Origin of the sequence: Bacillus sp. FF-1 (assembly GCF_028548245.1) — a bacterium.
Taxonomy (GTDB): domain Bacteria; phylum Bacillota; class Bacilli; order Bacillales; family Bacillaceae_G; genus Bacillus_A; species Bacillus_A paranthracis.
Genome location: NZ_JAQQGG010000006.1, coordinates 268,362 through 280,774 on the forward strand (window position 1 = coordinate 268,362; position 12,413 = coordinate 280,774).

General features: G+C 33.7%; 11 protein-coding genes. 4 read left to right on the forward strand and 7 right to left on the reverse strand.

All coding sequences use genetic code 11. The annotated features are described in order from the left end of the window. Positions 1–860 precede the first annotated feature (860 nt). The 3 genes from PQF83_RS20540 to PQF83_RS20550 are packed head-to-tail and all read right to left on the reverse strand — an operon-like array spanning position 861 to position 4,130. Positions 861–2,492: a recombinase family protein gene (locus tag PQF83_RS20540; RefSeq protein ID WP_272792320.1), complete on the reverse strand. Its 1,632-nt coding sequence runs from the start codon at positions 2,490–2,492 to the stop codon at positions 861–863. After that, entirely contained in the window at positions 2,437–3,945 is a 1,509-nt protein-coding gene (locus tag PQF83_RS20545; RefSeq protein ID WP_272792321.1) for a recombinase family protein, read from the reverse strand. Before PQF83_RS20545 ends, PQF83_RS20540 begins: the two co-directional genes overlap by 56 nt. Then, positions 3,942–4,130, reverse strand: a complete 189-nt coding sequence (locus PQF83_RS20550) for a hypothetical protein (RefSeq protein ID WP_272792322.1) — start codon at positions 4,128–4,130, stop codon at positions 3,942–3,944. Before PQF83_RS20550 ends, PQF83_RS20545 begins: the two co-directional genes overlap by 4 nt. Positions 4,131–4,179: 49 nt before the next feature. Between PQF83_RS20550 and PQF83_RS20555 the strand changes: the two genes are divergently transcribed. Beyond that, positions 4,180–4,524, forward strand: coding sequence for a helix-turn-helix domain-containing protein (locus PQF83_RS20555; RefSeq protein WP_272792323.1), 345 nt, complete (start codon positions 4,180–4,182; stop codon positions 4,522–4,524). A gap of 95 nt (positions 4,525–4,619) precedes the next feature. Here the strand turns inward: PQF83_RS20555 and PQF83_RS20560 are convergent, their stop codons facing one another. Further along, the gene (locus PQF83_RS20560; RefSeq protein ID WP_272792324.1) at positions 4,620–4,865 is read right to left on the reverse strand and encodes a hypothetical protein; all 246 of its coding nucleotides are present in this window, start codon (positions 4,863–4,865) and stop codon (positions 4,620–4,622) included. A gap of 120 nt (positions 4,866–4,985) precedes the next feature. On the opposite strand from PQF83_RS20560, the gene PQF83_RS20565 reads away from it, so the two are divergent. The 3 genes from PQF83_RS20565 (at position 4,986) to PQF83_RS20575 (ending at position 8,464) form a co-directional block, all read left to right on the forward strand. Next, positions 4,986–6,440: a recombinase family protein gene (locus PQF83_RS20565; protein WP_272792325.1), complete on the forward strand. Its 1,455-nt coding sequence runs from the start codon at positions 4,986–4,988 to the stop codon at positions 6,438–6,440. Positions 6,441–6,456: 16 nt separating this feature from the next. Beyond that, complete coding sequence (gene recJ, locus PQF83_RS20570) at positions 6,457–8,136, forward strand: single-stranded-DNA-specific exonuclease RecJ (RefSeq protein WP_272792326.1); 1,680 nt, start codon at positions 6,457–6,459, stop codon at positions 8,134–8,136. Positions 8,137–8,224: 88 nt separating this feature from the next. Continuing rightward, positions 8,225–8,464: a hypothetical protein gene (locus PQF83_RS20575; protein ID WP_272792327.1), complete on the forward strand. Its 240-nt coding sequence runs from the start codon at positions 8,225–8,227 to the stop codon at positions 8,462–8,464. A 46-nt stretch (positions 8,465–8,510) separates the two neighbouring features. Here the strand turns inward: PQF83_RS20575 and PQF83_RS20580 are convergent, their stop codons facing one another. The 3 genes from PQF83_RS20580 to PQF83_RS20590 all read right to left on the reverse strand — a co-directional run bounded on the left by PQF83_RS20580 (position 8,511) and on the right by PQF83_RS20590 (position 12,374). Further along, positions 8,511–9,380, reverse strand: a complete 870-nt coding sequence (locus tag PQF83_RS20580; RefSeq protein ID WP_272792328.1) for a helix-turn-helix domain-containing protein — start codon at positions 9,378–9,380, stop codon at positions 8,511–8,513. A gap of 127 nt (positions 9,381–9,507) precedes the next feature. Further along, positions 9,508–10,920, reverse strand: a complete 1,413-nt coding sequence (locus PQF83_RS20585) for a restriction endonuclease subunit S (RefSeq protein WP_272792329.1) — start codon at positions 10,918–10,920, stop codon at positions 9,508–9,510. Continuing rightward, complete coding sequence (locus PQF83_RS20590; protein ID WP_272792330.1) at positions 10,920–12,374, reverse strand: class I SAM-dependent DNA methyltransferase; 1,455 nt, start codon at positions 12,372–12,374, stop codon at positions 10,920–10,922. Before PQF83_RS20590 ends, PQF83_RS20585 begins: the two co-directional genes overlap by 1 nt. Positions 12,375–12,413 lie beyond the last annotated feature (39 nt).

The window sequence follows — 12,413 nt, forward strand, 5'->3', positions numbered from 1 at the left end:
TTGGTTTTGAGGTTATATACTATGCCATCTTTCTTAGAATCTTAATAATATTACCTAAGCAAATTTACAATAGTAATGCTATAACAGTAACTTTATCCTAGTAAATAATAGAAAGGCATATTTAATCATTATAATCGAATATACCTAATAAAAATCGATTCTTTTCTACAAATCTTTGAAAATAGGACAAGACCGAACAAGCTCTAAAACCGAAAGAATTATTTATGTTTTCCCTAAAAACCGAGAGCCCTAAATTTTGAAAATGTAGCAACCACATGAAATGGACAAGAACCCTTGAAACCACTAGGGACAAGCACTCCTTGTCCCCTTTTTCTCGGTAATAACAAATAACAGCGATCGCTAGCACTTGTTATTACCGAGAATTCCATCAGCTGTATGTATCTAGCATTGCGCTAAAACCGAGATTTTTTTTATCACTTCAAGTAGTTTCATAGAAAATATAAGAACGAGTTTTAGCGAAGTGGAGCATAATTTGATTGCAACTCTTTATTGACTTTCAATTGAGTTAGCCATCCTCCGCCTGTACAAATTAATAAAAGCTTGTCCATTTATTGATACTACAACTTTTCGATCATCTTTATCTTCTTACTGATTCGATAGCTTGTACACACCTGATATATCAACACATTAGATTATCTATTTTTGTTCATTTCTCATTACAATCCTAAGAAGGATTGTAATGAGAAATGAAGTAAATGTATCGTCATCTGCCATCACAATATACCCTTCTCATTTATTGTCTCACAAATCCAAACTGAAGTGGAAAATTTATTTTTGATATGCAAAAGATTCCCACACAGAAACAAATAAACCACCTATTTATATATAAAATAGATGGCTCATCCACTGATTAAATTTTCATATATTTTGTAATCTAAGCGCATATCCTTTGATACATATACCGCCTTAACAAATTGTAGTAAAAAATTCCGCATGGACTGTACATTTTCTGGATCGAATGAAAAGTTGAGTAACTCATCTTGATATTGATTTTTCAGCGCATTCATTGCGATGTTTAATCTTTCTTGTTTCTCCTCTACCAGCTGCTGTTGCTGCTTTATTCCCTCCAAATCATTATGCTTCTGTGATCTTCCTGTAAGCAATATTTCTACAAGCTTGCTATTCCAATCATCTTGTTCATCCTCTTTACCTAATACATCTTCTGTATGATTCGCTTTAAGACCCTTTCCCGTTGTTATGTCCTTGTATAATTGGCTAATCCTTTTATCTAACACATCAATATTTTCAATGAGTTTTATTCGTTTATTCGTTAATTCTTTTTGAACATTAGCAATTTCTTCATGTTCCTTTTTTATCTGTAGTTGTGTTTGTTTTATCAAATTTTCTCGATGGTTTTCTAATAATTTTTTTAAAACTCTCCCTACATCTTCTTTAAACTTGTCATGAACTTTTTCTGCTTCCAACTTCAAACTACAATTTCTACATTCGTATAGAATTTTTCCATACTCTACTTCGTCACCATTTTTACGTTTACTTTTCGTTTTTTGATTTTTTGTTTTGTACGGCTGTTGACACTCGTTACAATGTAATATATCTCGTAACCAAAAAGGGGTACTGCTTTTTCTTACCGTTTGACTTTTCCGTCTCTCAACATATAAATAGAAACAATACTCCCATTCATCTCGTGACATGATTGCTGGAATATTTTCTTGTTTTTTAGACCACGTCCATGTCTCCATTTTCAACTGGAGCTTACCTTTTACATAACGATTCATCGTCATATAGCCTGCATAGAAAGGATTCGTAATAATATATTTGATTTTGTCTTTGTACCATTTCTGCCCTATATCCCGCTTATCTGTAGTGAGTTTATTTGCAATTTGCTGGAGCCCATATCCTAATTTAAATAAACGAAAAATCTCCTGTACAACTTCCGCTTTTTTATCTGTAATTTCAAAAAGTTCCGTTTCTTTATCATAAATATATCCATACGGTGCCTGTCCACCAGTCCATTCACCATTTTCTATTTTACTGCTAAATGTATCTCTTGTTCGTTCTGCAATTAGTAGAGGTTCAATTTGAGTCAACGCATCCTTTATTGTCAGAGGAACAATTTCTCCTACTGTATATATTTCTCTCGTACTACTTAAAACAACTGGCATTCCGAGCCTTTGCATTTCTGTTCGAAGCTCATTATGTTCTTGCGTATTCCTCGCAATTCTGTCATTTTTATAAGAAACAATACAATCAAACTTATTTTCCTTAGAATCTTTTATTAATCTCTGCAAATCCTTCCTTTGATCCATCGGCACCTTAACAGCAGACGTCTTCGGATCAATGTATATATTATCGTCTAATAATTCACAGCCATAATCCGATAAAAATTTTCTTACGTCGTGGATTTGCGCATTCTCATCTTGTTTACCCGTGGAATATCGAGCGTAAAGCGCTATCCTACTTCCCTTTTTCAATATGTCTTCGAGACGTTGATAAGTTATTTTTTGGCTCACAATAAACCTCCTGTACCATCATAAAAGGATGCTTAAAAATAATATGATACTCATAATCACTGACATAAATCACTTCAATTATGTCACGATAAAATTCTTTTCGTTTTTCTTCGCTTAATTCCAAAATGACATTTTCATATTTCAAGTCATTACACCATTGCTGCGCTTGTTCTTTAATATGCTTGATCTCATATACTCTTGTTTGTAACTTCACTAATCGATTTTTCTCTTCTTTCAACTCATCATAAGTCAAATCCATTTCTTTTTTATGATGAACACTTTCGTTTTTTAACCATCGATCAATTTTTTTCGCAAGCTGTATTTCTTGATTACTTACTATTCTTTCCTGTTCTTTTATCCATTTTTGTAGCTGTTCAACACTTTTCTGTTGACTACGTTTATATAATTTTTCAAAATCGCTTTGAAGCATCTTTGTAAAAAACTCTTTTCCATGTCTTATAATATCTTTTTCAATGCTATCAGCTACTACAAATACATTATGCTCTTTACATTCATAAACTTTATAATTTTTCCCATTTCGCATTCTTTCATTCGTAGTCAAATCTTTTCGGCATTCATAACATTGCAGGATTTCTTTTAACGGAAACCGAAATTTAGCTACATTAGGCTTTCGTTTAACTAGCATACCTAAAATTTTATCGTTGGCTTCATTCCACTCTTCTTCATTAACAATCGACAATTCAGTTAAATACCTAGGTATCGACTGATTATTTGAATTCATTTTTTGCGTTCCCATGTACAACGGATTAGACACAGTTTCAAGGATAAGTTGTTGATGCCAACTTGTTTTCCTCTTCAGCTTTCCTTGTGCATTAAAATCACGATACAGTTCCTGTAATGTTTTATATTTATCACTCAAAATTGCATCATATATTTCTCTTACCATCTTTAGCTCTGATTCTATACGTTCAATAAATGTACTACCGTTATCTCGTTTTTTCGTTTTATAACCAAAAGGCACATTACCTGATGATTTACCTGCTATAAAATTCGCAATTCTAGTTTCCATAATCCGTTCAGCAATTTGTTTTCCTTCATGCTCATTCATGGCACCTAAAATACACTCAAGATATTCACCTATCGCAGTATATGTCATAGCAATTTCATTTTCAGATGCAAAACAAACTTTAATATCGTGTTCTTTGAATAACTTATACAATTCTAAGTGTTCATTTAAATTTCTAGCTAACCGATCTCGTTTATACACAAGGAGTCGTTCAATCGTTCCCTCTTTAATACCTTGTATTAACCTCGCCATACTAGGACGATCTAACAACTTAATCTTTCGAGATGATACATATTCATCTTTATATTCTTCATGAATTGGAAATTTCTTTTGAACACTGTAATGCACCACCTTAGAGCGTTGCATTACAATCGAATTTTCTTGAAGCGTTGTTGAACTTCTATAGTAAGCAACTGTCCGTTTCAACGACAGGACTCACCTCCCTCTATATTTTCAATATACGCTTGTCCATCATTTTTAGAAGTTTCTTGTAACATCTTTTCTTTTACACATTCAATATATAAATCAAACCATTTTTGCGCCGCTTCAGGATCATGAACATATTGTACAGAGCCAAGTGTTAACTTTTTCATTTCTTTCATCTTTGACATTTCAATCATTTCCTTTTCATCTATATTTTTTATAAGGAGTTGAACAAAATTGTTAGAACATGTAGGAGCAACCATTCGAATATTACGCGAAAAAAAAGGCATTAGTTTAAATAACTTCGCAGCTATACTTGATGTCTCAGCAGGGTATTTAAGTCATTTAGAGACTGGTAAAACAGATAACATTCCTCTTCGACTTCTTCCAAAACTACAAGAAGAATTAGGGTTATTTAGCTCAATCCACTCATTAAATGAAACCGAACAAAATTTTGTTTTACAGGTAAATGCCATGCAAGAACCTTTATTGAATTTACATCAACAAAACCCAGAAGCTGCTGCTTTTTTACTTGAAATGTTAGCGAAGGGACTCAATATTTTCCAACAAAACTTGAAATAATTTCTATGCATAGTATAGACATCTATCGGAAAATTATTCATAAATAAAAATAAAATGTTCATAAATATGAATACAAACAAGAAAAAAAGGAGAGTTTATCCAATGAAGGATGAATTCTCCTTTTGCTGTTTCATTTTGATTTGAACTTGCTCTATATTACATTTACTTTCATTACATTTGAGGAGGTGAACGGCTGCTAAACTTTTCAATTGCTTTTCAAATTGAAAAAACTTCTCGGACAACTTACATAAATCCGATTCACTCAGAAGTTCTAATGAATTGTGAATATACGTCTGTTCATTTTTGACTCGAATCGAGATTGTGACGTTTCCATCTGTCATTTGCAAATCCCCCCTATAGAACTATATCTATGCGGGGAGGAAACGAGGACAACCCTATAACTTGTATCTATCATGTTGAACTTTTTCTTTCATATACATATGGACAAGGAGGTGTTTTTTATGAACGAACAGTCTTCCCAATTTATTGCGCTATACTGCCGCGTTTCTACAGATGACCAAGTGAAAGAAGGCGTTTCATTAGAGGAACAACAAGAACGCTTAGCAGCCTATTGCCGCGCAATGGGTTGGGGTGAAGACGTCTTAGTTTATGTTGAGGATGGCTTTTCTGCAAAAAGCATCGATCGACCCCATTTAACAAGGCTCATTGAAGATGTAAAAGCTGGTGACATTAAAAAAATTATTGTAACTAAACTAGACCGAATGAGTAGGAAATTATTAGACTTGCTCACATTAATTGACTTATTTCAAGAACACGACGTTTCATTTGTTTCTATTAGTGAATCATTTGATACAAATACACCATCTGGACGATTAACTCTCCAAGTATTAGGAGCAGTCGCCGAATTTGAAAGGGAACGCATTCGCGAACGTGTCTTTGAAAATATGTATCATGCTGCTTCTAAAGGAAAATGGCTTACACAACACCCTTTTGGTTATCGATTAGAAAATAAAGAACTCGTTATTTATGAAAATGAAGCAAAAATTGTCCGAGATATATTCATATGGTACACACAAGAAGGTCACGGTTTCTATGCAATTGCTAAAAAACTAAATTCACTTGGTATTCCTTCTCGGCAGAATAAGCAATGGTCTATTCGTTCCATCAAATTACTACTATCTAATCCCGTCTACAAAGGGACTGTCGTATGGAACCGAAAAGATCGCTCAAAGAAAAAAGAGCAATTCAAAAAAGAAGATGAGTGGGTTATCCAAGAGAATGCTGCTCCAGCCATTGTTACAGATGAATTATGGAATGAAGTTCAAAAACGGATGCAAACTTCTTCCCTTGCTCCACGCGCCCAAACAAGTCCACATCTTCTTGGAGGGTTATTAAAGTGCGGAAAATGCGGATCTGGAATGAGTATCGGTTGGTCAGGTTCAACAAAAAATCGATACAGAGTATACAGATGTTCGGCTAACAAAAATAAAGGAACTTGTACAAGTAAGCAATATAAAGCACATCAGTTAGAGGAACTTTTCAAAAAAGGACTATCCAATCTATGTGAATCATTTAGCTTTTCATTACATCCTTCATTATCTTTACAGAAAAGACAAGCAGACGTAACAAATCAGATGAAACTGACAACCGCAAAAAAGAGATATAAACGAAAAGTTGAAGCTTTTACTGCAGGGTTAATCGAGTTAGAGGACTTACAAGAAGAAAAAAGAAGACTAGAAACTTTAGAACTCGCATTACAACCTACCGCTGAATTAAACGAAAACATCAATTTACTTCAAATAGAAGAATGGATGAAAAGTAAATTAAAAAACATCTATGATGCATTATCAATCGTTCCTGTTGAAGAAATAAAACCACTCATACAAACAATTATTGAAAAAGTGATTCTACATAACGAAGAAGAACTAGAAATTGTGTTACAACCTATTATATAGATATGGAGGCTTCATCATGAATACACATCATTTATCATCAACGAGCGGCAAATGGATTCCACATATTCAAATGCCGCATACTCCTCCTAATAAGGAAGTTCTATTAACAATGGCAAAACAATTAAACATCCATCCAATATTTTTGTATCACTTACATCTTCATGGTTATGAGCAATTTGAAACAATTGAACGATTTCTTGTTCCAAATTGGAAACATTGTCATTCTCCGTTTCTTTTACAAGATATGAAAAAGGCAGTATATCGAATTCTCAAAGCAATTCAAAACAAAGAACACATCATGATCTTTGGTGATTATGATGCGGATGGTATTACGTCTTCAACTTTATTATATAAAGGCTTAAAGAAGTTGAATGCCAATATAACAGTACGACTCCCAATCCGTTCAGAAGGTTATGGATTATCCGCAAAAGTGATGAATGAATTACCTTCAAATGTTTCACTTGTTATTACAGTCGATAATGGTTCATCCGCCCACGAAGCTATGCAAGTTGCTAAACAAAAAGGAGTAGATGTCATTGTTACAGATCACCATGACATTTTACAAGGTCACCCTGATTGCTATGCATTCATTAATCCCAAAAGAAATGATGACACATATCCCTTTCCATTTCTTGCTGGGGCTGGCGTGGCACTCAAAGTTGTACAAGCCCTATTTGAAACAATAAAACAACCTTTTTTAAAATATTGTAGTGAGTTAATTGAGTTAGCCACAATTGGAACGATTGCCGATTTGATGCCATTAAAAGATGAAAACCGTATTATTTGCTCATACGGATTAAAACAAATGAACAATGATCCAAGTCCTGCCTTAAAAACACTCTTCAAACTTTTAAAAGTGAAAAAAGTGGATAGCAGTACGATTGGATTTCAAATTGGTCCTCTTTTCAATGCGACAGGAAGAATTGCTGACCCTAATATTACAGGTGAAATGCTTAGAACTAACGAAACAGATAAAGAAAAATGGAACGAACTATTATGTATCAACAATCGACGCAAACAAATGACAAAAGAACAATTCCAACTTGCTGAAGAAACAATCTCGCAAGAACAGTTACATAAGGACAACGTGATTGTAGTTTGGGGTAACTTCCACCCTGGCGTAATCGGATTGATTTCATCTCGTATTTCTGAAAAATATAAAAAACCATCCATTGTTATTTCTAACACTGGGACAGGCTCTGCACGAAGCGTTAATAAAACAGACTTCTCCATCGTAAAAGTCATTCAAGATTGTGGAGATTACTTGAAGAAATACGGAGGGCATCGAGCTGCTGCTGGATTATCAATACCAATGAAAGAACAGCACCTTCTTTTATTCCGTTCAGCAATTCAAAAAGCTGCAAAAACACAAACATGCCTAATCCCACCCACCTATTACTTATCGAAATTACCAATAGACAAGTTTTCTGAACAGCTCTTTCATGATTTATACACACTCGAACCTTTTGGAATGGACAACCCTAAGCCTGTATTTTTAAGTCAGAATACTAAACCTTCTTTTATTAAAATGCTTGGTGAAGATCACTTATTATTTGGGATTTCTTCAAAATGTGTATTTGGTTTTCAAAAAGGGGATTTGTATGAACAAATAAAAAAAGCTCGAAGCATGGATTTTCTATATACAACAAACTGTTATCATCAACAGAACTTTTTAATTCAACACCTTTCTTTATAACATTTGTTAAACTTTCTTTTCAAATATTTATGAAATCGAGAGATGTTATAATGAATTTATATGGAATATATGCTAAAGGGGAAAAAACATGCAAACAAAGTATTCATTAAACGAACAAACACTCTTATTCATCCAAGAGTTCGAAAAAAGTGTAGAATCAGGCAAAGTTTATACAGCACAAGAATTAGTCGATATCTTTGAAAAATCTTCTTTTAACAAGAAGCAATTCGAAACTTATAAAAAGCCAAAAAATAATTCAATATGGTGGGCACTAACTCGTAGCGGAAACTGGTCGATGATAAAAAGAGGAACCTACAAGAAAAAGTAAAATAACATATACCTGCAAGAAAAGAAGGGTAAGGAAAGTATCCCCTTTACCCTTTTATCGTTTCATTTAATATTTGATCGGATATTCCCTCATTTAAAGATTGTTTAATTTTACACTTAATGAAAGGCATCCATTTATCATATTCCTTATTTGCGAAATCACAGTAATATCTTTGATTTTTACCTTTCATTTCTTCTTTCAATTCACCATCATCAGTAAATAGTTGCTTTAAAAAGTAATCATATAGCTTTTTCTGCTGCTGTTCATTCCATTCTGAATCTGAACACTTTATCAACGCCTGCTTAAAATCAGGTAATGTTAACTTGTCTTCTGTTTTATTTCTAGATTCTCTTTCCTGTATCATTCCTTTTTCATTTGGAATTATCCCTTTATTTATCTCATTATTGAATTTCTTTTCTAACAACAAATTTCGCTTTTCCTCAAACAACTGCGCTTTTTCTTCGATTAATAAACATAGGTCCTTCTGAAGAAATTCATTTTTCTCTCGCAACTTTTGATTTTCTGTCATTAAAGATTCCACTTGTGCCAAGAGTAATTCATTCTGTTTTTGTGAAGATTGAACCTGCAATTTCCAATCTTCGTACACATTATTTTTCGCTGCTGCAGGAACAACTTGTTCTCCACGTTCTAATTTATTCATTTTCTCCTTTAACTGCTGCAATTCATTCTGTAAATCTTCATTATGAAAAAATAACTTTTTCAAACCTGGTCGCATTTTCTCGATAAAATCCTCTAAATCATTTTCATGAATCCGCCAACCTTCCTTACGATTCACATTCACCCCACCCACAATCTTTCCCTCCCGTAACCATCTAGTAATCATTTGCTTCGAACTCGTAATATCGTAACTCTTCAATACCTTCAATGCTTCATTCACGTTATACCAACGTGTCATTACGCATCTTCCTTATCTTTGTAATGTTATGAGAATAAAGTTATATTTGTAAACTACTATTACTGTATGCGAGTAAAGTTACAGGTATAACAAAAGGGCATCTGGAATTAGATGCCCTTTCATTAGTTTATTTGATTTTTTCTTGTAATACATCTTTGAGTAGTTCAATTGCGCTTTCTTCGGTTGGATCGTTTGTGCCAAGTTCGCCGCAGAAGGCTTTTGAAAGAATAGACTGCTGGATTCGCTTGAGTTTATCCATCTCTTGCATTTTTTCTAATATCTTCTGTTCTTTCGATAATACATTTTCTAAATCAATAACAAGTTGCTCACATTCTTCTTTAGGAGGGATAGGAATCCATAAACTCAGTAAACTACCCTGGCTAATGGTATTTTGTCCTGCTGAAGATACAATCTTACTTCTTAATTGTTCGCGCATAAAAGGTGATTCAAAAAAATATGAAATATATCGTGAATTAACCTCATTTGACTTTATGGTCGCCCTAATAAGATGATCACAGTAAGCTGCATCTAATGGAATATCAAAAACAATAGCTTTTCCAACCAAATCAAAGCTACCATTGACACGAATAAACATTAAATCATTCATCTTTAGTTTATATTTCTCAGTCTCTTTTTCAGTTAGCAAAATTTCCCGAAGATCATTTGTTACAATCTTTCCATTTTTTATATCTGCAAGCCGTAAGACGGGAATATTCTTTCCTGTTGTTCCTCTTCGCTTAGATAAACCATTTTGCATCTCTAAAATTTCACCTAATTGAATCCACCTCCAACTTTGTGGAATTTTAAAAGGTTCATTTAAATATTCCACATCAATATTTTTTATCGTGTGCTGTCCATGCCATTCTTTAGTTAATTTTCCACGGAACGCCTTATCTAAAATAGCTGCTCGACGAAGTTCAAACGTTTCTTTTGCTTCTTCAATCAACGTTTTTGCTTCTTCAATCTTTTTCAACAAGTTTTCCACTTTCTCTGCAATACGTTTTTGTTCATTTAAAGGTGGTAATGGTAAAGAAAGATTGCTCAGTATCTGAGCATTGGCTCCTGGCTGTGCGCTTCCCTTTTTAACAACCATTATCTGTTTCCAGTACATTGGACTTTTCATATAATTCCATAGATATTTTGGATATATACCTTTACTCTTTCTCAATCTTATTAAATAAGAAGCAAACACAGCAATAGCTGGCTTATTAATTAAATAACTTTTTCCCGTTGTAGCACCTGTGCGTGCTACAACAATATCATCATCTTTTAATAAATATTTTTTCAAATCTTTTTCATTTATTTTACAATATGGTACACTATTCCAATCTACTTTATCATTCTGGATATCGGTAATACGCAAAAATTTCGGTCCGATTTCTTCCGATGAAGCTGTCTCGGTATAACCATATTGAATGCTTTCTAAACAACTACCTAAATTAATCCAAATCCAATTTTCAGGTACTTGATAAGGTTGTACTTCCTCCACTACTAAAGATTCTTCCAATAATTCCTCAATGGTCTTTTTCTTCTTCCCCATTACTTAACCACCTCAGCTGCTTCCACCACTTTCAATTCGTCTACAACTTCATTTAATAATGTAATAGCTTGCTGTAACTTACCAATTGCTTCTTCTGCCGATTCAATTGGATCTGGTAAATTCTCATATGCAGACAATGATTCATCAGCGATTAAGCCGATATCTAAGCTATCATCCTTTTTAGCAATCTCTTCGCGTGTAAACACATTCCATCTTTCATCTTCTACATTTGAACGTTTTTCAGCATGATACGCTTTCATAAATCCATCAAAATGTTTTTCCGTTAATGGAGTACGCTTTCCGAATGAAGGCATATTTGTACGAAGATCGTATACCCATACTTCTTTTGTACTATCTCGATCTGTTTTTTCTCTTGTAAAGAATAGTACGTTTGTTTTTACACCTTGCGCGTAGAAAATTCCTGTTGGCAGACGTAAAATTGTGTGTAGATTACATTTGTCCATTAAATCTCGACGAATTTGTGCACCAATTCCACTTTCGAATAATACGTTATCTGGTAAAACAACTGCTGCACGCGCATTTCCATCATCTTTTAATGCATTATAAATAAGCTGTAAGAAGTTTAACTGCTTATTCGATGTTTCAAATGTTAAGTCATCACGCGTTGCACGTTCTCCACCTTTTTTCGTACCAAATGGAGGATTCGTTAAAATAACATCAAAGTTCTTTAACCATTTACCATTACTAGATAAAGTATCTCCTTGCTCCAAACGTCCTTCGATTCCATGAAGTAAGGCATTCATTAAAGCTAGACGATGTGTATCTTTTACAAGCTCCATTCCTGTAAATGCTTCTGTCTTTTGAAACTCAGCTTGTTCTGGATCAACATCAAAGTAATCATCAGTTTGATTTTTTAAGTATTGATCAGCTGCAATCATAAATCCAAATGTACCTGCGGCTGGATCGCTGCATCTTTCTCCTATTTTTGGATCAACAAGTTTTACCATTACATCAATTAATACACGCGGTGTAAAGTATTGCCCTGCCCCTGACTTCGTTTCACTTGCGTTTTTTTCTAGCAAGCCCTCGTATAAATCACCAAGTCCTTCTTTTTCCGCATTATACCAATCTAAATTATCAATGGATTTAATAATTTTCTCTAAGTTCTTCGGTTCAGAGATGCTTGTACTTGCATCAGCATAAATTTGTTTTAAAATGCTATTATCCGAACTTCCAAGTTCTAAAAGAAGGCGTTGATAATGTTCTTTTAATTCTATTCCCTCGCGAGAGACTAGGCTTTTCCAACGATACTCCTCTGGAATAACATGCTCTATATTTACTCTGTCTTTAGAAGATGAATTTCCTTTCTCATTCATCATCTTCAAAAATAAAATGTATGTTAACTCTGTTAGGTATTGTTGATATGTAATACCATCATCACGAAGTACGTTACAAAGATTCCATAGTTTTTGTACAATTTCTTGGTTGTTCATTTATTTTCCCTTCCTTTACATGAAAAGTGTGCCTCATAA

Bases quoted from the DNA above. Each gene is read 5' to 3' on its own strand.
- PQF83_RS20560 (WP_272792324.1), bottom strand. From the start codon at position 4,865: ATGACAGATGGAAACGTCACAATCTCGATTCGAGTCAAAAATGAACAG.
- PQF83_RS20590 (WP_272792330.1), bottom strand. From the start codon at position 12,374: ATGAACAACCAAGAAATTGTACAAAAACTATGGAATCTTTGTAACGTA.
- PQF83_RS20550 (WP_272792322.1), bottom strand. From the start codon at position 4,130: ATGTCAAAGATGAAAGAAATGAAAAAGTTAACACTTGGCTCTGTACAA.
- PQF83_RS20585 (WP_272792329.1), bottom strand. From the start codon at position 10,920: ATGGGGAAGAAGAAAAAGACCATTGAGGAATTATTGGAAGAATCTTTA.
- PQF83_RS20580 (WP_272792328.1), bottom strand. From the start codon at position 9,380: ATGACACGTTGGTATAACGTGAATGAAGCATTGAAGGTATTGAAGAGT.
- PQF83_RS20575 (WP_272792327.1), top strand. From the start codon at position 8,225: ATGCAAACAAAGTATTCATTAAACGAACAAACACTCTTATTCATCCAA.
- recJ (WP_272792326.1), top strand. From the start codon at position 6,457: ATGAATACACATCATTTATCATCAACGAGCGGCAAATGGATTCCACAT.
- PQF83_RS20565 (WP_272792325.1), top strand. From the start codon at position 4,986: ATGAACGAACAGTCTTCCCAATTTATTGCGCTATACTGCCGCGTTTCT.